The organism is Candidatus Neomarinimicrobiota bacterium (assembly GCA_034716895.1).
Taxonomy (GTDB): Bacteria; Fidelibacterota; UBA8477; order UBA8477; family JABMPR01; genus JABMPR01.
On the sequence record JAYEKW010000156.1, the window covers coordinates 13,686 to 32,805 of the forward strand.

Here is a 19,120-nt window from a genome sequence, read left to right on the forward strand (position 1 = left end):
AAAAGCCGCGCAATATATCGGCGGACCCCCTGTCTTAGCAATATAAATTACGGATTTGGAATTACGAATTATGAGTGCGAAAATCGGGAGGGTGCATAGATTTTTGAGAAGGGTATTGTTGTAGAGATTGATCTGAGATCGGTCTCTACAACAATAACAAACAGGTATGAATTATGAGTTCATTGAGCGAATAAATTCCTTGTTGGTCCCAGACCGCTGCATCCGCTCCAGGAGGAATTCCATAGCCTCAACCGGTGTCATTTCATTGAGCAACTTTCTCAATATCCAGGTTCTGGATAGCTCTGCCTTACTAAGCAGCAATTCCTCTTTACGAGTACCCGATCGGTTAATATCGATAGCAGGATAGATCCGACGATCACTCAGACGACGATCCAGAACTAATTCCATATTGCCAGTTCCCTTGAACTCCTCAAAGATCACATCATCCATACGCGAGCCGGTCTCGATCAAAGCTGTGGCCATAATAGTTAAACTACCGCCATGTTCAACGTTACGGGCTGCTCCGAAGAAGCGCTTGGGACGATGCAGAGCATTTGAATCAATACCACCTGACAGAATCTTGCCACTGTGAGGGATGACTGCGTTGTGGGCGCGTGCGAGACGAGTCAGACTATCCAAGAGAATAACAACGTCTTTTCCAAATTCAACCAGGCACTTGGCTTTGTTCAAAACCATATCAGCTACTTGAACATGTCGCTCTGGTGGCTCATCAAAAGTTGAGGCGATCACTTCAGCATCAACCATACGACGCATATCAGTCACTTCTTCAGGTCGCTCATCAATCAACAGCACGATAAGGATCACATCAGGATGATTTCGAGTGATCGAATTTGCAATATCCTGAAGTAAAATGGTTTTACCGGTCTTTGGTTGGGCAACAATTAGCCCACGTTGCCCCTTACCAATGGGACTCAGAAGATCCATAACACGCATGGAGTAGCTTTTGGGACCTCTTTCCAGAGTTAGCTTATTATCTGCATAAAGTGGAATTAAAGTGTCGAATTGAGGCACAACACGACCCTCTTCAGGGTCCTGATAATTGATTGCCTCGACCTTTAGTAGTGCAAAATAGCGTTCATTGTCCTTGGGTGGTCGAACCTGACCCCAAATGATCTGACCCGTGCGCAGGACAAACCGTTTGATCTGAGATGGGGAAACATAGATATCGTGAGCACCTGCCAGATAATTGTTATCAGCATCTCTCAAGAATCCATATCCATCCGGTAGAATCTCCAGGACACCCTTGGAGAACATCATTCCGGCACTCTCGGTTTGGGCTTCGATGATGGCTTCCACCAGATCCATCTTCTTTTGACCAGTAACTACTGGAACAGCAAGTTCCTGGGCGATATCGGACAATTCTTTCAACTTCATCTTTTGAAGCTGGCTAATAGTATAACTCATTGAAATAAACCTGTTCTTCTGTAATTAATATTATGATTATGTCTGTTGCAAAAAAAATAGTGTTGTCGGGAGTTTAGATCGGCAATTCAGTTTATGAATAGCAATATGAATTTAAACCCGACCTATACCTTGTCAATTAAAAACCTTATTTATTATTCTGGTGTGATATATGTCAGAAACGCACTATAATTCTGCATTCAGTTCCAAATATATCGCGCCCTTAATAAAACTCTCTGTTTGCAGGTCAGCCTTCCACGCCAAAGAGTTCAAAAAGTGCTTCTGCCAGATAATGACTACCAAAAAAACAGATCGCCTGATCATCGCTATTGCGTAATTTGAGTGCACTCACATAAGCTTTTTTCGGATCGGGATGGATCAGTGCCGGGGCAACTCCCAACTTGATCAGCTCATCGGCTCCCACAGCTGAATGTCCTTTAAAAGCGGTAAACAATACTGGTCCTGTCCAACTTTCAAGGAGCTTCAGCAATTCTACAATATTCTTTCGGGCATTAAATGCGGCAATTAATATGGAACTTCCCAGGGCTGCTTGTCTAAGTGATTCCAGCAAACGATCCAAACCCTCTCGATTATGGGCCACATCATAGAGCACCAGAGGCTGAATCTGCAGAGACTGAATCCGACCATGCCATTGCAGATCATCCAATCCCATTTGGATTTTTTTCGAATTCAGGTCAAACCCTAGCTGAAGCAAAGTGACCAGCACATTGCTGAAATTCTCAGCCTGGTGTAAGCCCAGCAACGAGAGCGTGGACTCAATCGTTTGACCAGCCAGGGAGATCTTGACGCTTTGTGAGGTTCCTTTAACGGTAAGTTTTTTAATTTTAGCTACATCAGGCACATAATTATAGGATGCGTTTTTTTTCCGGCTTGCGGTTTCCATGATCCGGCGAACGGTGGGCGAATTCTTACCCAGGATCAGGGGTCTTTCCCGTTTTATGATTCCTGCTTTTTCAGCGGCGATCAACTCGATAGTGTCCCCCAGGATATTCTCATGATCCATGGATATTGCTGTAATAATACTCACCACTGGATCCACTACATTTGTAGCATCAAGCCGTCCCCCAAGTCCAGTCTCAAAGACCGCGTAGTCCACCCTTTGCTCATTGAAATAGACCATCCCCAAGGCTGTCAACACTTCAAAGAAAGTGATCCCCAGAGCATCAATGTGAGGACGCCATGCTTCAACTTTCTCGATAATAAATGCATCGGGAACGAGGGTGTCTCCGATCCTGATGCGTTCATTTGGTTTTACCAGGTGCGGTGATGTAAATAGTCCCGTTTTCAGCCCGTAGGAATTCAGAATGGATGCCAGCATGGCTGCCGTAGAACCCTTACCATTGGTCCCTGCAATATGAATGACCGGGTAACCTGCGGTTGGTTTCCCCAGAATCTCCATAAAGCGCTCTACTCTGGATAACTCCAGCTTAACCCCGGGAAAGGTTAGCCCGAAGATGTAGTCAAAAATCGATTGAGTATCAGAACTCATAGTTTCCAAGATATCATTCTAACCACGGATCACACTGATTTCACGGATTGAAGGTTTCAGTGTTGACGAAACCGCAAAAAGTATCTGAGAATTCATAAAATGTGCCCTAAAACCATTAAATACAACCGCATATAGTGAATAAGCTTAAAACCATATATATCAACACATCGCGTCATTTCGATGAACTCAATACAACGCTCTGCGCGCTCTGCCTGCCCGCACGAAGTTATACGCAGGCGGGCGAGAGGGACTTTTTGCGAGGGCGTCAGTGTTAAATGGCACATAAAAGAGAATATTATCCATTTCAGTTGAGAGGTTCGTTCTTAACCTCTCCTGTGGGCGCACGGGGAACAAGTATAAGGATATGGCTTACTGGGCACCGATGAAATATATCTCACATTTCCCAGGAGGTTAATTTTCACCATTTAAATATCTTGCAGGAATTGTTTCATACTATCTGCCGTTAACAATCTGGGTCATCTGTGAAATCCGTGGTTTTATCTATTTTTTTAGCCCCTATTTGTAGGCTTCCAGCACTTCCAACTCGATCTTAAATAGATTTTCCAATGGCCGACCCAGGAAACGTGAGGCAGTTTCTTCAAATTTTTGGGGGAAATCAGATACATAAAACTTGTGTTTACCCGGATCAATCCTTTCAGAATTCAACAGCTCCATCTCAGCCAACACACGCTGTACTTCAGCAGCAGTTTCCTCACCGGAATCTACCAGCTGGACATCGTCTCCAATAACTTCCTGGATGGCAACTTTCAGATAGGGATAATGGGTGCAACCCAGGATCAAAGAATCTGGTTTATCATTTTCAAAGGTTTTCAAATAGCGTTGGATCACTTGTTTAACCACGCTATCATTGAGCCAGTTCTCTTCAACCAGCGGCACCAGTAATGGACATGACTGATCAGCTACCTGTACTTCCGGGTCGATTTCCCGGATCGCTGATCGATAGGCTCCTGAGCGGATCGTTGCTGAGGTTCCAATCACCCCGATTCGTTTATTTGGTGCAAACTTGACAGCAGCTTTCGAACCAGGTTCAATCACACCCACGATGGGAATATCAAAACTCTGTTTCAGGGAATCCAGAGCAACGGCAGAAGCAGTATTACATGCCACCACGATCATTTTGACCTGTTGCTCCAACATAAATGATGAGATCTGATGCGAAAACCGGATGACTGTATCTTTTGATTTAGAGCCATAGGGAACTCGTGCTGTATCACCAAAATAGATCAGATGTTCATGGGGCAATAGATCGACCAATGCTCGCACGACTGATATTCCCCCCAGACCTGAATCAAATATTCCAATAGCTTGTTCAGGATTTAGATTTTTCATGGAGAGAGTAACTTTTCATGACGTGTTTTGTATTTCATCAATGCTTTATAGATGGCTTCAGCGGCTTTTTGTCGGTAAGCCGCCTGCTTCAAACGTTTCGCATCATTTCTGTTGGAGATAAACCCCAGCTCGATCAGCACATTTGGCATGGAAGCCCCAATGAGGACAATAAAACCGGCCTGTTTCACGCCTCTATTTTGTCCAACCAGTTTTTTATCAAATTCACTCTGAACCAAATCAGCCAAGGTTTCACTTTGCTGCATGAAAGAGCTCTGCGCCATAGTTGCCAGAATAAGCTGTTCAGCACTCAATTTGCTGTAATGTTCTGATTTCTCTTCCAGTTTGATAACGGCATTTTCCATTTCAGCAACTGCCACAGCAGCATCCGTCTTACCAGGACGCAGTAAATAAGTCTCAAATCCTGAGGCTCGCTTATTCTTATTGGCATTCACATGAATACTTAGGAATACTTTGCCACCAGCTTCATTGGCAATCTTGGTTCGCTCCCAGAGTGGAATAAACACATCTGTTTTACGTGTATAAACAACTTCGATATCTGTACGGGTTTCGATCAATTTCCCCAAACGCTTGACCACATCCAGAGTTACATCCTTTTCCTTAAGACCATTGCCCCGAGCTCCGGGATCGTATCCACCATGACCGGCATCCAGCACGATCTTATCCAGTTTCCATTTTGCCCGTTCCCGATTCAGATAATGGGTCTGATCAATAACATAGGGTCGTCTGATCGATAACAGGATCTCCGGTGGTGAATCGCGGTGGATCACATCCACTCCTTCCACCGTCCCTCGCAGACGAAAGGTCAGTTGAGAAGTACCATCCAACTGATCCGCTGTAACTGAGCGGATGGTACTGTTTTGGGGGATGGCAGTCCGGTCAATACCCGGTTTATTTACAATTGCCCCAGGCAAAGTAACGTAGAGCCACTCATCCCTGTTGATCCAGGCTTTAACTGATTTGGCATCATAGCGATTTGCCGTACGAATACGAATAACAGTCCCGTTCTGGCGTTCTTCAATACTCGAGGAAACAATATCAAATGGCGAATACTCCAAGGGCGCTTCAGCTTTTTTAATCTGCAGTGGCGCGGTGTCTGAGCCAGTTAGCAGCGTAACCCCTGAGACCAGCCCAGTTTGTTTTAGTATTTTCACAAAATCAGACATGGGTAGATAGGTATCCCCATCGAAATAGATCACTCCATGAGCCATCTGAAAAGTACGATCTTCAACCATGACATAGTGATTATAGGCTGTTACTTTGAATTTTAGACTACCCAGCCTAAAAACTGATTTACGGACTGCCGGATTAATAAAAGCCGTGATCTTGTAGGCATCCAACAGATCCTGTAATTCAATATATTGATACTGATTAATGACATACACAGGGATAGCTGGAATGTAGCGTTCATTGGAAGCTTTTTGCAGGATGAGCTCAGTTCTACGCGCGTGTAAGGATGAAATAGCTATTAAAATGAAAATCAGCAGAACTTTTGTATAATTGCGAATCATATAGCGTTGAAAGTAGTTGGGAGAGTTTTACAAGACAATGGACAACTGAAAACTTAGCTCAAGTTGTTTTGCCGGCTCCCCGATCTCAAAAGTATGAGTTTGGGCTATTCTAAATTCAAGATCAGCTGATCCATAATAATTATTTTTCAGATACAAAAACCAACGTTGGCCGGTCTCATAAGCTGTAAAAAAATTAAAGCTTTCCCGCAGACCTGACTCATAAATACTGATCCTTAGATCGTATCCCGGAATTGCATACTTGGCGAAGCCAACTGCGCCCTTCCAGTTCGGTAAAGACCATAAGATGCGCTGCTGGATGAGTACTGATCTACCCAACGACTGAGAAACCGTCTTAAGATTCAAACGATATTGCAGTTGGGAAGAAATCTTTTGATCCAGGGATACACCAAGTTTAATAAGCTTTGTGGAGGAGGTATTTTCAAACCAAATATCATCAGGAATCAAAGGACCGGATGTTTTATTGTTCCAATCTAACTGCCATTTCTGCTCAGTATTCCGATACTGCAGTTGTGCTCTGTGCTGCCAAACGCTTCGTGAATCTGACAGCCTCAGTAACTGGCTCGCAGCACCTCGATCCAATGCGTAACGTATCAGCAAATGACTCCGTGGTCTGAACTGCAATCGGGTAGAGAAGCCTCTTTCATTTAATGCTTGAGCCCCAAGCATTGAGATAACCGATCCACTGTTCCCGGATTGAGTGTGTGGGTAATTTCTGTATTGGATCGAAAGTTGAACAGGACCGGTTCTATAGGACCAACTGCTGATGGAACGACTACTTTTGAGCTTGGGATCATCGACATACACTTGCAAGAATTGCTTTGCACTGATGCGCCAATATAGGCCCAGTTCATGTCCAATGCTTTTACCGCTCAGAGACTCATGCATAAGTGCCAAATACACACACAGATCGTTAAATTCATAGATTCCCGCCAGGCCTGCAGCATTAATATTCTGCTCAGCATAGGATTTTCCCTGGGGATGGATCCCGTCTGAATCCTCCTTAAACACACCTGTTTTAATCTGTCCCCGAGCCTTCCGGCTAGAAACAAAGGCAATGCCTCGCAGACCTTTTATCTGCCACTCGCCGGCAATTCCATGGAAATAGTTCTGTTCCCGTGTTGAATAGTGAGGCCTGAGAACGTGACGGGGCTGTTTCACCAGACTTGCAGGTGTAAAACCTGTTCTACTTCCACTTTGATTCAGCAACAGACCATTTCCCCACGATATATGGAAATCGCCCAGGATCAATTTCTCAAACCCGGGAACTTTGTCACTACTAATGGCAAAAACCGCATGATCAGTGAGGTGCTCTTCACCGGGATCCTGCTCAGCTAAAAAAACCAGGTCACCCCAACTGCCTCGTACGCGTCCTTTTTGGAGAATGCGCCAGCCAGCCAAAGGGGTGCTATACTTGATCTTCTGTCGTAAAACGATCTGGGTGGAGAGCTGACTTCCTCGATCTGACCTGGAGAGCAGCTGACTGTCTGTCTCACTCAATTTTTTCAATAATCGCTTATATCCTGCTGTCGTGATACCGGACTGTTGCCAATGCAGTATCAGACCTATAGCTGGTCCGGAAAACCCTCGGGATCGCAATTGGGAGGAATCTGCCAGCTCAATATCAAGCGGATCAAAAAGATTTTTAAGTAAGGTATTGACGTATTGCTGTTCGTCAGGGTCATCCGGTTCCTCTATCGATGGGTCAAGACCTGTTTGAGACCATGAGACAACGAACCATAATAAGCATAAAAGAGTAGATCTCATGGGAAGAGCAATTCCAGTCCAAAACCGTGTGAAAGGGGAAGATCGGGATGCATGACTGTTGAATAATGCATGCCAATATTTTTGTACTCAAGCCGCCAACCAGCTGAAACAGTTTGACTGAGATCCCGATAACCCACTGCTAATTGCCAATGCCGTTGGGAGGACGTTAGCAGGGCAACATTGAGTTCCAGTGGCAGGGCGGCCTCTTGTTCCAAAGCGAACAACAACACAACCTGGCCTCCATCATACTCAACTCCAAAATGGAATCTCTGGGGCACAGTTAACCCTTTTCCATGCTGAACGATATGCTGAAGTACCGAACCAATTTGGAGATCCTCAGCTAATTTTAAATTGGTACTGATGGACACAGACATAGCCAGTTGGGTAGCGATATCCGTAATATTCAATTGAAAAAGGTTGAGACTCATCCCCGTTCGAAACTGTTGGCTAAGTGCCCAGGATGTTCCTGTTGTAAGCATCAATTCTGAATATTTGTCATCACCAAAATAGCTCAAACCGCCAATCATTGGCAGCTTTCCGATACGAGTTTGAACGGTCATGGATCCTGCGTGAATATCCAGCCCTGAAAATGGGTTGAAGTATTGGAAACCCGCACGAGGAACCACATCCCTGCTCAAGAGTGCTGGATTTAGCACATGACGATCCGGATGAGGGTCGCCAACAACCCTTATATTGGCTGCTGCAGAAGCCCACCCCACCCCTTGAAATTCGAATGCCGCAAAAAGCGAAACACTTCCTGTGATCGTGCCAAACAGCAAATACCACACAACCAGCAGTTTTTTTAACTGATTCATAAAATTACCCGACTTTTAACTTTGAAGAATGTTTTTAAAGTGTAGGCTATGTTAATGTTGAAGTTGGGGTAACGCAATAGCTTTCATGTTGGATCCAAAAAAATGTCAAGCTCATCTCGGAAGCATGGTTAAACCATAGAGATAGACCCGGATTCAGTTTAGTGTGAAACGCCAGGCAACCGACTCAGTTACTGAATTTAGGTTACTGTACACAACCATAGAACAGGACTAAAATATGATCCACACATTTTCACGTGAGCAGAAGAATAAATTGATATCAAGCATACAACGCTATTTTTCTGTAGAATTAGATCAGGAGTTAGGGAATTTCGAGGCGGAATTTCTGTTGGATTATTTTAGCGAATACCTGGGACCACACTACTACAACCAGGCGATCAAAGATATTCAAAAACACCTGGCTGGACACCTGGATACGCTAAATGAGCGTATTGATGAGTTGGCGCAGCCTTTGCCAAGGTAGTTATACCAATTATAGCACGCAAAAGTGTATTGAAAGAGTATTAACGATAGACCAAGGTCAAGTAAACCTTAGGCAATAGATATTCCCGGTCCTGATCCTTGACCGAGATGAATCTGAAATCTGAATCGAGAGACAAACGATTTCCCAGACGGTAGCGTACTCCCAGCAAGGGACCAGCGCCATGCCATAACTCCGGTTTTCGGGTTTTCAATGTATAGCGGGTTGACCTTTCGTGGGTCAAATAGCCGATCCACCCCTTCCAACCACGATAATCATAGAACAATTTAATAATAAGTTCAAATTGTTCCCGATCACTGCTTACTTGCTGCACAAAAATATCCCAATCCAATTGTCCCTCATCCTCCCAACGGGCAGCCAGTTTGGCACTAAAAGACCAATGACTATCAAAGCTGTATATGAGTCGCTTTTGAAGATCCAGGGATCGATGCACAAAACTGCGGGTGGGTTGGTCAAACTCAACAAAAAGATCATCATAATCATAATCAAAGTAATTGCTACGAATCTGTGCTCTTCCCGTACCCTGCCAGGATTGCCGGCACCACTCAAAACCAGACCATAGTACCAAATTGCGATTCCAGTGATTTTCCGAGCTACGGGTGTTAAACAAATAGATCAGATGAAATAACCCTAATTTTGCTCCGAGATCAAGCTGGTAGAACGGGCTTGGGTGCCATACCAAATTCAACTCAGTATTGAAGCGCCATTCATCCCGGTCATCATCATTGGTTGTGTCAGGTGTATTGTATTCCAGCCGTGAAAGAGTTGATCTCGACGAAAGCGAATCCACCCAGCCAGACACTTGCCAGAGCACTTCTTCTCGAAGTTGATACAGGGACTGAGTGTAATCTACATAATACTTGTTCTGAGAGCTCTCAACCTTGAACGCGGTCAATGTGGAAAACCGGGGGCGTTGTAATTTCACACCGGTCTCATTCACCAGCGAAAAGCGCTTACGTTCCTCACCGGAGAGTTTGATCGTGTTTATGAGATCAACCTTCTCCTGATCGATCTCTGTCAACTGGTCGCTCCAATTGAGTGAGTGGTAAAGTTGCAGGTTCTGGCCTAAATGATAAACAAAATTATTCTGCCATAGTAAACTTTCATTATTGCGAGATTGGGAACTACCCAGGGAATCGGTATAGAATGATTGTCTTCGAGCCTCACGTTGCAGAGAGGTCTTAAAGGTTGATATTTTGCCAAAATGAATCAGATAATCAGCTTGCATGTTGATGGAGTGACTTAAATGTTCGGAGAGTTGGTCCCTAAACCCTGACATGTTTATGGCAGAGCGCTGGGAGCCAAACTGCCAGGCATTTTGCATATCAAGAGCAGTGGTCCAACCCCGGTCAACGATTCCATAACGTTCAATGGAACGTCCTCCCAGAAAAAGGGAGAACCTGTCATCCCTTTTTACCCCTCCCAGTAACGCCCAATTATTAATAGTCGAAGCCAACCCGGTTCGGTGATCCTGATACTGATTACTCTCCAGACGCAGACTTTTTCTGCGATCTGCTCCCCAGGACCAATCACTGCGCAGTCGGTGTTCTATTGAAAACTGTTCTCCCTGTGTAATGCTATTTTTGTAGGCAAATACCTTGTATCGAATGACATCGGAAATAAGCAGAGTACTACGATCCAGACCAATTTTGTAGTTGAGTTGCAGGTCATTATTGGTTGAGAGATTATCCTGTCTGAAAACGTAGGCCAGGGAATCCTGATCTGACCCCTGGACAAATTGGGGAGTGGTCAGCAGGAAAACGAACACTATCAGAATATTCAAAACAGGTGCAAGCAGAGATCGTTCACCAGATCTTTGGTTTACCAGGTTTGATATTTTCGGTGCGTTTTGAGTGGTTACCAGTGCGGAACTGTTTCCCAACATATCTTTTTGACAAACCCTGGACAGGAAGCGATCATATTGCCCTCGCAAAGCCATTTCATTCTTCTTGTGAAAACTGAAAAGTCTTCAAGCAGACCCATATTTTCATACTACTGTCCCCGACCAGCCGGTTTGGATTCGATAACCACATGGAAAACTTTTTCACCTGGTTTGGCCATGCGAAAACGTTCCCGGGCAATACGCTCGAGGTAATCCGGATCATTCAGTAAGCGGTCATGTTCACTCTCTAATTCTGCTTTTTCAATTTCCAAACGCGTAATATGAGATTCCATGTCCTTGATCTCTTGTTTGAGCTGCATCAAGCTATATATACCTTCATCGTGCAGGACAAACAATTGAATGAGGATCAATAAAATGATCGTCGCAGAAATCCAGGCAAGCTTGTTTTCAAAGATGCCACCAAAGTGTTTAGTTTTGCGAGTCTTAGCTCGGCGTGACCGTTTTTTGGTCATGTTTTTCCTATTTGGGGTTGAGTGCCTTAAAGCCTTTGAAAGTAGCCAGGTCACCCAATTCTTCTTCGATTCGCAGTAACTGGTTGTATTTAGCGATCCTATCGCTCCGTGAAGCTGAACCAGTCTTGATCTGCCCGGCACCAGTGGCTACCGCCAGATCTGCGATAGTCGTATCTTCGGTTTCGCCAGAGCGGTGCGAAATAACACAGGTCATGTTATGCTCGTGAGCCAGCTTGATCGTATCCAGGGTCTCGGTCAGGGTCCCGATCTGATTCAATTTGATGAGGATACTGTTCATGGCATTCATATCGATAGCTTTCTGAAGTCTGATCGGATTGGTCACTGTGAGATCATCACCTACTAATTGAATCTTGTCACCCAGCTTGGCATACAGTTTCTGCCAGCCTTTCCAATCATTTTCATCCATGCCGTCTTCAATAGATACGATGGGATATTTGGCCACCCAATCAGCATAAAAATCAACAATTTCATCTGCATTCAGCGTACGGCCTTCTCCGGCCAGAGAATACAGACCAGTCTTGGAATCGTAGATCTCACTGGAGGCCACATCCAGAGCAATGAACAGGTCTTTGCCCGCCTTATACCCTGTTTTCTCGATGGCTTCCAGAATGACTTCCACCGCTTCTTCATTGGATCGTAGATTGGGAGCAAAACCACCTTCATCACCAACAGATGTATTCATGCCCTTTGACTTGAGCACTGCCTTCAATTGATGGAAAGTCTCAGCGCCCATCTGCAGTGCTTGTGCAAAAGTTTTAGCGCCTAGAGGGAAAACCATAAATTCCTGAAAGTCCACATTATTGTCTGCGTGTTCTCCCCCATTGAGGATATTCATCATGGGTGCCGGCAAAAGGGTGGCATCTTCACCGCCCAGATACTCGTAGAGGGTCAGGTCAAAATCCATGGCAGCTGCTTTGGCTGTAGCCAGGGAAACACCCAGGATGGCGTTAGCGCCCAGCTTTGATTTGTTCTCTGTACCATCAGTTGCGATCATCTTTTCATCAACTGCCCGCTGTTCCACAGCTTCCATACCGATAACAGCTCCGGCTAAAATATCATTCACATTTGCTACCGCTTTGGTGACACCTCTACCAAGGTATTTGGATTGATCTCCATCCCGCATCTCCATAGCTTCATGTTCACCCGTGGAAGCTCCTGATGGCACAGCCGCTCGACCAAAAGCACCACTTTCCAGGTATACATCGACTTCAACTGTGGGGTTGCCGCGGGAATCCATGATCTGACGACTAAAAACATCAACGATTTTTGACATACATACTCCGTTCAAATTGTTTTTCTATTATAAATTTCTTAATGACGATTTCAATATTCATGAGCAAGCAATCTAAACTGAAAGATGCGGGTCTGAAAGAGAGAGGTCAGACTGAAGAGGTTTATGTTTTGAAGGTTAAAGGCGACTTGATCGGGCTCCCATCATATAAAAATTTGCCACCACTTACAATTTTCATCCAACCTCTTGCCGACACAATTGTAAGCCTCGGATTCATTTATAATTAATAATTTTACAATTTTCAATTAGCAGATCCTTGTCCTATTATTCAGGCATGTTAAATACGCGAATTACACAATTGGTTCTGACCATGTTGGGTATCGTCTTTATCGGTACTATCGGTTATGAGTTGATCGAGAAAGTGGGCTGGTTCGAAGCTTTTTATATGACTGCCATCACCTTGGCAACCGTTGGCTTTGGAGAGATCTGGCCGATGTCAGATCTGGGACGTCTGTGGACCATCATTATCATGTTTTCCGGGATTGGTGTCTTCTTCCTGATCGCCGGCAACATCGCCCAGCAAGCCGTTGACCTTAAACGCTACAGGAGATTTCGCATGGCGAAACGAGTCAAGAGATTAAAAGATCATTTTATACTTTGCGGGTTTGGTCGAATGGGTCAATCCATTGCCAAGGAACTCAGTAATGCCGGTGAAAAGTTTGTAGTTATCGAGAAGGAAGTGGATGAAGAAACAGTGGTACTCCACCCTAAACTTATCTTTATTGAGGGAGATGCAACTCAGGATGAGATACTGCTCAAGGCCGGGGTTGAGCGAGCCAAAACTCTCATTGGCGTGCTAAAGGATGATCAGGACAATCTATTCCTAACCCTTTCGGCCAGAAGTCTAAAAAACGACCTATTCATTTTAACACGGGCAACTGTTCCCGAATCCATCCCCAAAATGAAGCGGGCTGGTGCTGACAAGGTGATCAATCCCTATGAGGCTGCCGGCACCAAATTAGCCAGACAAGCCATGGCACCTGGTGTAGTGGACTTTATCGAGCTGATCCTGAATCGGGGTAATCTGGATTTGGCTCTGGAGACGATAACCATTATGTCCGATTCCCAGGCTGAGGGTAAGTCAATCATTGATCTGGAGATCAGAAAGAATTTCAATATCATCATCACTGCCATTGAACAAATAACCGGTGAAGCTAATTTCAATCCTGATCCTCATTACAAATTTTTAGCTAACGACAAGCTGATCGCGCTGGGTACGGTGGAAAATCTGATGCGGTTTGAGAAGCTGTGTGAGACAGTAGAAACATGATCAGAGTTTCAAGCCTATTGCTTCCGCTCCTGCTTGCAATTTTTAGCGCCTGTTCTCAGGAAGAGCAGGTCACAGATAACCGGAAAGTGATCATTGCAACTATTGATAACCAGGGGATCACTGAAACCAGTTTTCAACGCACTTATCTCCCGATTTTACTGTATGGTGATAAATTTGATAGCGAGGAGACCAGGGATGAGGTCCTCAATTATCTGATCGGTCAAAGGTTGTTGGCTCAGGTAGCTCGAACTGCCCAACTAGATACCAGCCTCCATATCCAACGCATGCATGATCGAATCCAGCAACAAGCCATGTCTCGCCAACTTTACCAAAAATGGGTCAGGGATAAGCTTGAATACCCCACTGAACAGGATCTGAGAACGGGGTTTGCACGCGGACAGAAAGCCATTTTCACCCGACATCTGTTTGCTGATTCAGAATCAGAGATACGTGACTATGCCCTGCGCCTGAAGAATGGATCAGAGACATTTTACACCTTGGCCCAGGATGTTTTCAGCGATACCCTGCTTTCCCGCAGTGGCGGAGCATTGGGCTGGATCACCTTTGGTGATTTGGACGAGACCCTGGAAGATACGGTATACAATTTACAGCCAGGACGGATCTCAGAACCGGTTAGAAGTCAATATGGTTGGCATATTCTCGCCATAGACGATACCCAGGAAGAATTATTTATCACAGAGGATGATTTTCAGAAAAATCGGGATCTGATCCAAAAAAAGATCATTGAGAGACGAGAAAATGTTCTGGGAAAACAGGTTATCAATGACTTCATGCAACAATTTAAGATCGAGTTCAACCGGGAGATCACTATGCAGGTCTGGCCATTGGTTAAAGAACGGTTAGAATCAACTGATCTAAGCTCTCTGAATACTACAGAATCTAATGGAACAGGTCCCAGCCTGGAATCATTGCATTCAGAAACCCTGCTCAGCGTAAATGGTGAAGATTGGAGTGTCCTTGAAATTCTCGATCGCTTGCCTGAGCTCAATCGTGCTGTACTTCAGGGAAATCTATATGTGGCTGCTTCCAATCTGATCCGTAATGAAATGTTAGGCCGGGAAGCTAAACGTCTCGATCTGGATCGCCACCCGGCTGTTCTGGAAGAGGTTGGAGACCATCAGGACCAGCTACTGGCAGACACCTATGTCAATTTGATAGCAGATACGCTGGTGTTTACTGAATCTGACCTGAGAACTTACTACAAGACCCATCAATTAGATCGTTATCATGCTCCTGACAGTCTATTGGTCGACCTGTTCGTCTTTTCAGACAGCACCACCGCACTCAAAGCGCTTTATCAATTGCGTAATGGCATTATCACAACCAATCCCAGTGATGATCAGAGGTGGGTAACCGCAGCTGATCAGGATACTCCACTTTATCAATTGGCAAAGCGTATCTCCACTGGTACCATGGGTGGACCGGTGCTCTTTCAGCAAAATTGGACGCTGGTGAAACTGTTAAAGCGACATCGGTTCCCTTTGGATTATGCAAAGGTTGAAAAGCGTATGCGTGAAGACATGGAAAATGAGCGTTTTAGCAGTACCCGTACTATCCTGCTGGCTGAGATTCGACCCAAGCATCAGATAGAAATCAATGTTGAATTGTTAAATCGTTAATAAATACCAATATCTCTTGGTTATATAATTGCTTAGAAGGAAAGAAATATGGCTTTAACCTGTGGAATTGTGGGGCTGCCCAACGTTGGCAAATCAACAGTCTTCAATGCGCTGACCGCTTCAGATATCCCGGCAGAGAATTACCCGTTTTGCACCATTGACCCCAACATGGGAATAGTCCCGGTTCCAGACCACAAGCTCAAGGCTCTGGCCAAGATCTATGAACCGGAGAAAATCACTCCGGCAGTTATGGAATTTGTAGATATCGCGGGCCTGGTGCGAGGTGCCAGCAAAGGTGAGGGTCTGGGAAATCAATTTTTAGGGCACATTCGTGAGGTCACCGCCCTGGTGCACGTGGTACGTTGTTTTGAGGATGAAAATGTCACTCATGTTGAAGGTTCGATTGATCCGATCCGTGATGTGGAAACCATCGAGAGTGAACTGATCATCAAAGATTTGGATTCAGTGGAAAAGCAACTGCACAGAGTTACCAAAATAGCGCGTTCCGGGGATAAAAATGCGAAAGCTGATGAAAGCCTCCTGAGCCGCATTCACTTGCATCTGGATGAGATCAACCCGGTGCGCAGTATGCAGTTTGATGAGGAAGAATTGAAGCGGGTGAAAGGTTATTTCCTGCTGACCATGAAACCCATTCTATATGTTGCGAATGTTGATGAAGATGAGATCCTGGCTGAGACTCGCAGCGACCTGACTCAGCGTCTCTTTGACTATGCTGAAAAAACTGGCGCTGGAGCATTAAGACTATGCGGCAAACTGGAACAAGAGATCGCCTTGCTGGATGAAGATGAAAAATTTGAGTTCTGTGAAGAGTACGGTCTACCAGAGCCGGGTTTGAATAAACTGATCCACCGAGCCTATGATCTATTGCACCTGCAGTCCTTTTATACGGCTGGACCAAAAGAAGTGCGAGCCTGGACCATTCACAAGGGGTCCACAGCCCCAAAAGCGGCTGCGGAGATCCACACTGATTTTGAGAAAGGTTTTATCAAAGCGGCCATCTTCAAATTTGACGATCTGATGATCCACGGCTCTGAAAAAGCCCTGAAAGAAAAGGGGCTGATCACACTACAGGGTAAGGAGTATATCGTTCAGGAAGATGACTGCATCTATTTTCATTTCAATGTGTAGGCATCATCTGTGGCTATTATTTCTCCACCAAACAATTAGCCGTCAACGCCTAAAATGATATGGTGAAACTCCACTATAGAAAATATGGTTCAGGTCCACCCCTCATCATTCTCCACGGCCTATTTGGGTCTTCTGATAATTGGCACACTTTAGCCAAACGTTGGGGGACTTCATTTACGGTCTATGCGCTTGACCAACGCAATCACGGTAGCTCCCCTCATGAATCGGCCATGGATTATACTGAGATGGCTCAGGATCTGGATCAATTCATTGAACAACAACGACTGGGAATGGTCTATATCGTTGGCCACTCCATGGGTGGTAAGGTGGCGCTTCTGCAGGCCTCTCTCCATCCTGATAAAGTTGCTGGATTAGTTATCCTGGATATTGGCGTAGGCCGGGTAGCTGGACAACACCTGGCCATCTTGGGGGCACTTAAAACCATGGATCCTGGGGACTATTCGTCGCGGCAGGAAATTCAAGAGGCGCTTGAAACATTTATCAAGATCGCCCCTATTCGTCAATTTCTTCTGAAAAATATCATGCGTCGGGTTGATGACAGCTTCGCCTGGAAATTCAATCACAGCGCCCTGATTGAGCACTATGAAGATCTAATTGCTGCTCTGGATCTGCAGGATCTGTTTATGGGTCCAGTTCTTTTTCTACGCGGAGCTGACTCAAGTTATCTTGACCCGGACCTCACCCCGGATATTTTGCAGTATTTTCCATTGGCTCAACTCGCTACGATTGAACACGCCGGTCATTGGCTCCATGCTGAGCAGCCGGATCAGGTATTTTCTTCCGTGCAAGATTTCTTTATTGGAGGTCCTTTTTCATGAAACCTGTTATCTTTACACCCATTGGAATTATTCACTCAGAGCATAAGACCAAGGTTGGCACTCCGATCCAGCCCAGCCGCTTAAAACGGTCAGAAGGCAAGGTGGAGATCTTTCCCGCGTTCAAAAATGGATTGAAAGATTTAGCCGGTTTTTCCAAAATCTGGTTGATCTACCACTTTCACGCCATGGAGGGCTTCAAGCTTGAGGTGACCCCCTATCTGGATGACCAGACTCGTGGAGTATTTGCTACCCGGGCTCCTTCCCGACCGAATCCCATCGGACTCTCCCTGGTGGATTTGGTCTCCATCGAGGATGAAACCTTAAAGGTCAGTGGACTTGATATTCTAGATGGCACGCCCCTCTTGGATATTAAGCCATTTATCCCGGATGTGGATCATGCTGAAGGGTTGAAAGTCGGCTGGCTGGAAGGTAAAACTCACCATTTTAGGAGCCATCGGGCTGATAAGCGGTTTTAATAGTCGAAAGTTGAAAGCTTGCCAGAGCATAGCCAATAGGCGAAGCCTGGTTGAAAGCTTGCCAGGGCGTAGCCGATAGGCGAAGCCTGGTAGAAAGCTTGCCAGGGCGTAGCCGATAGGCGAAGCCTGGTTGAAAGTCGAAAAAAATGCTCACAGATTCCATTTCCCATTTTTTTCTGGATCATTGTGGACAATTCACTTTTTATAATTGATTGCACCCTTGACCTCTCTCATATTTAGCGATAATGTAACTCTCAAATATCTGAATCTTAATTGGAGCATGCGATCATGACTATGAATCACCTCAATCAACGCCTTACTACCGTTTTATTCTTGACTGTTTTTTCAATGCTGTTGCTTGGCAGTTGCGGGTTAAAACCCCTGGCTGCGCCGAAAGAAATTATTGTTGACCCCCTGCGTTTCACTGAAGTGGTTGATGGCTACAAAGCAGCTGATAAGATTAAGAAACCACGTACCAATTCAGTTTTATTTGTTGGGAGTTCAAGTATTCACGGCTGGAAAACGCTGGCTGATGATTTCCCGGAACTCAATGTGATCAATCGCGGGATGGGCGGCTCCCATATGTCTGATCTAAATTATTACCTCAATGACCTGGTCTTTCCCTATCATCCCAATGCTGTAGTGATCTATGAGGGAGATAACGATATCGCATCAGGTAAAACACCGGATAAGGTACTGGCTGACTATAAAACCTTTGTCACCACTATTGGCACGAAGTGGCCTGAATTACCCCTCTTCTTTATTTCCATTAAACCCAGTCTGGCTCGCATCCAGCATCTGGAAAATATGGCCAAGGCAAATGCCCTGATCAAAGCCCATACTGAACAACAGGAAAATTTGTTCTACATCGATGTTTTCACCCCGATGTTAGGAGCAGATGGTACTCCTCGTTCTGAAATCTTCGGTGAAGATGGTCTCCACATGAATGAAGCTGGTTATGCCTTGTGGACGCAGGAGATCAAGCAGGAGCTAGGGTTGGAATAGGGGTTTGATTTGTGAGTTTTGTGAGTTTTTGGGCTGGAGTGCCGAACCCTGAGTGACCTGAGTGGAGCGAAGATCGTATCGAAGGGATCGGTGGTTTTAAAGGATATGGTTAGTGAGTTTCTGAGTTTCTAAGTTATTGAGTTCAATGAGGTTTGGGGGTCACT

Annotated in this window: 16 protein-coding genes; 7 read left to right on the forward strand and 9 right to left on the reverse strand. The window is 45.2% G+C overall.

Translation table 11 applies throughout. The annotated features are described in order from the left end of the window. Nucleotides 1–171: 171 nt before the first annotated feature. From rho to U9Q77_09790, 6 genes are all read right to left on the reverse strand, one after another. Nucleotides 172–1,425 carry a transcription termination factor Rho gene (rho, locus tag U9Q77_09765; GenBank protein MEA3287644.1) on the reverse strand — a complete coding sequence of 418 codons (1,254 nt, stop codon included), beginning with the start codon at nucleotides 1,423–1,425 and terminating at the stop codon, nucleotides 172–174. 244 nt (nucleotides 1,426–1,669) lie between these two features. Next, a complete protein-coding gene (locus U9Q77_09770; protein ID MEA3287645.1) occupies nucleotides 1,670–2,932 on the reverse strand; it encodes a folylpolyglutamate synthase/dihydrofolate synthase family protein in 1,263 nt (420 codons plus the stop codon). 516 nt (nucleotides 2,933–3,448) lie between these two features. Further along, nucleotides 3,449–4,282, reverse strand: a complete 834-nt coding sequence (gene murI, locus U9Q77_09775; GenBank protein MEA3287646.1) for a glutamate racemase — start codon at nucleotides 4,280–4,282, stop codon at nucleotides 3,449–3,451. Beyond that, entirely contained in the window at nucleotides 4,279–5,811 is a 1,533-nt protein-coding gene (locus U9Q77_09780; protein ID MEA3287647.1) for an N-acetylmuramoyl-L-alanine amidase, read from the reverse strand. Before U9Q77_09780 ends, murI begins: the two co-directional genes overlap by 4 nt. A gap of 27 nt (nucleotides 5,812–5,838) precedes the next feature. After that, nucleotides 5,839–7,596, reverse strand: coding sequence for a hypothetical protein (locus U9Q77_09785; protein MEA3287648.1), 1,758 nt, complete (start codon nucleotides 7,594–7,596; stop codon nucleotides 5,839–5,841). After that, entirely contained in the window at nucleotides 7,593–8,411 is an 819-nt protein-coding gene (locus U9Q77_09790) for a hypothetical protein (protein MEA3287649.1), read from the reverse strand. The genes U9Q77_09785 and U9Q77_09790 overlap by 4 nt, the downstream gene beginning before the upstream one ends. Nucleotides 8,412–8,646: 235 nt before the next feature. Here U9Q77_09790 and U9Q77_09795 point away from each other — a divergent pair, with 235 nt between their 5' ends. Continuing rightward, nucleotides 8,647–8,892 (forward strand): DUF2164 domain-containing protein, encoded by a 246-nt coding sequence (locus U9Q77_09795; protein MEA3287650.1) that lies wholly within the window; start codon nucleotides 8,647–8,649, stop codon nucleotides 8,890–8,892. Nucleotides 8,893–8,932: 40 nt separating this feature from the next. Here the strand turns inward: U9Q77_09795 and U9Q77_09800 are convergent, their stop codons facing one another. The 3 genes from U9Q77_09800 to eno are packed head-to-tail and all read right to left on the reverse strand — an operon-like array spanning nucleotide 8,933 to nucleotide 12,559. Continuing rightward, nucleotides 8,933–10,849 carry a hypothetical protein gene (locus tag U9Q77_09800; protein MEA3287651.1) on the reverse strand — a complete coding sequence of 639 codons (1,917 nt, stop codon included), beginning with the start codon at nucleotides 10,847–10,849 and terminating at the stop codon, nucleotides 8,933–8,935. Nucleotides 10,850–10,902: 53 nt separating this feature from the next. Continuing rightward, nucleotides 10,903–11,265 carry a septum formation initiator family protein gene (locus tag U9Q77_09805; GenBank protein MEA3287652.1) on the reverse strand — a complete coding sequence of 121 codons (363 nt, stop codon included), beginning with the start codon at nucleotides 11,263–11,265 and terminating at the stop codon, nucleotides 10,903–10,905. 7 nt (nucleotides 11,266–11,272) lie between these two features. Continuing rightward, complete coding sequence (gene eno, locus U9Q77_09810; protein MEA3287653.1) at nucleotides 11,273–12,559, reverse strand: phosphopyruvate hydratase; 1,287 nt, start codon at nucleotides 12,557–12,559, stop codon at nucleotides 11,273–11,275. Between the two features lie 292 nt (nucleotides 12,560–12,851). On the opposite strand from eno, the gene U9Q77_09815 reads away from it, so the two are divergent. The 6 genes from U9Q77_09815 to U9Q77_09840 all read left to right on the forward strand — a co-directional run bounded on the left by U9Q77_09815 (nucleotide 12,852) and on the right by U9Q77_09840 (nucleotide 18,956). Continuing rightward, a complete protein-coding gene (locus tag U9Q77_09815; GenBank protein ID MEA3287654.1) occupies nucleotides 12,852–13,847 on the forward strand; it encodes a potassium channel protein in 996 nt (331 codons plus the stop codon). After that, nucleotides 13,844–15,487 (forward strand): peptidylprolyl isomerase, encoded by a 1,644-nt coding sequence (locus U9Q77_09820; GenBank protein MEA3287655.1) that lies wholly within the window; start codon nucleotides 13,844–13,846, stop codon nucleotides 15,485–15,487. Before U9Q77_09815 ends, U9Q77_09820 begins: the two co-directional genes overlap by 4 nt. Before the next feature lie 48 nt (nucleotides 15,488–15,535). Continuing rightward, nucleotides 15,536–16,636: a redox-regulated ATPase YchF gene (gene ychF / locus U9Q77_09825; GenBank protein MEA3287656.1), complete on the forward strand. Its 1,101-nt coding sequence runs from the start codon at nucleotides 15,536–15,538 to the stop codon at nucleotides 16,634–16,636. 59 nt (nucleotides 16,637–16,695) lie between these two features. After that, nucleotides 16,696–17,475, forward strand: a complete 780-nt coding sequence (locus U9Q77_09830; protein MEA3287657.1) for an alpha/beta fold hydrolase — start codon at nucleotides 16,696–16,698, stop codon at nucleotides 17,473–17,475. Continuing rightward, entirely contained in the window at nucleotides 17,472–17,951 is a 480-nt protein-coding gene (gene tsaA / locus U9Q77_09835) for a tRNA (N6-threonylcarbamoyladenosine(37)-N6)-methyltransferase TrmO (GenBank protein MEA3287658.1), read from the forward strand. The genes U9Q77_09830 and tsaA overlap by 4 nt, the downstream gene beginning before the upstream one ends. A gap of 288 nt (nucleotides 17,952–18,239) precedes the next feature. After that, nucleotides 18,240–18,956 (forward strand): SGNH/GDSL hydrolase family protein, encoded by a 717-nt coding sequence (locus tag U9Q77_09840; GenBank protein ID MEA3287659.1) that lies wholly within the window; start codon nucleotides 18,240–18,242, stop codon nucleotides 18,954–18,956. The last annotated feature ends 164 nt before the right edge of the window (nucleotides 18,957–19,120 follow it).

Excerpts from the sequence above, each read along its gene's own strand:
- U9Q77_09770 (MEA3287645.1), bottom strand. The coding sequence starts at position 2,932 with ATGAGTTCTGATACTCAATCGATTTTTGACTACATCTTCGGGCTAACC.
- U9Q77_09840 (MEA3287659.1), top strand. The coding sequence starts at position 18,240 with ATGACTATGAATCACCTCAATCAACGCCTTACTACCGTTTTATTCTTG.
- U9Q77_09830 (MEA3287657.1), top strand. The coding sequence starts at position 16,696 with ATGGTGAAACTCCACTATAGAAAATATGGTTCAGGTCCACCCCTCATC.
- U9Q77_09790 (MEA3287649.1), bottom strand. The coding sequence starts at position 8,411 with ATGAATCAGTTAAAAAAACTGCTGGTTGTGTGGTATTTGCTGTTTGGC.
- U9Q77_09815 (MEA3287654.1), top strand. The coding sequence starts at position 12,852 with ATGTTAAATACGCGAATTACACAATTGGTTCTGACCATGTTGGGTATC.
- U9Q77_09805 (MEA3287652.1), bottom strand. The coding sequence starts at position 11,265 with ATGACCAAAAAACGGTCACGCCGAGCTAAGACTCGCAAAACTAAACAC.
- eno (MEA3287653.1), bottom strand. The coding sequence starts at position 12,559 with ATGTCAAAAATCGTTGATGTTTTTAGTCGTCAGATCATGGATTCCCGC.
- murI (MEA3287646.1), bottom strand. The coding sequence starts at position 4,282 with ATGAAAAATCTAAATCCTGAACAAGCTATTGGAATATTTGATTCAGGT.
- U9Q77_09800 (MEA3287651.1), bottom strand. The coding sequence starts at position 10,849 with ATGGCTTTGCGAGGGCAATATGATCGCTTCCTGTCCAGGGTTTGTCAA.
- U9Q77_09820 (MEA3287655.1), top strand. The coding sequence starts at position 13,844 with ATGATCAGAGTTTCAAGCCTATTGCTTCCGCTCCTGCTTGCAATTTTT.
- U9Q77_09780 (MEA3287647.1), bottom strand. The coding sequence starts at position 5,811 with ATGATTCGCAATTATACAAAAGTTCTGCTGATTTTCATTTTAATAGCT.
- U9Q77_09795 (MEA3287650.1), top strand. The coding sequence starts at position 8,647 with ATGATCCACACATTTTCACGTGAGCAGAAGAATAAATTGATATCAAGC.
- rho (MEA3287644.1), bottom strand. The coding sequence starts at position 1,425 with ATGAGTTATACTATTAGCCAGCTTCAAAAGATGAAGTTGAAAGAATTG.
- ychF (MEA3287656.1), top strand. The coding sequence starts at position 15,536 with ATGGCTTTAACCTGTGGAATTGTGGGGCTGCCCAACGTTGGCAAATCA.
- U9Q77_09785 (MEA3287648.1), bottom strand. The coding sequence starts at position 7,596 with ATGAGATCTACTCTTTTATGCTTATTATGGTTCGTTGTCTCATGGTCT.
- tsaA (MEA3287658.1), top strand. The coding sequence starts at position 17,472 with ATGAAACCTGTTATCTTTACACCCATTGGAATTATTCACTCAGAGCAT.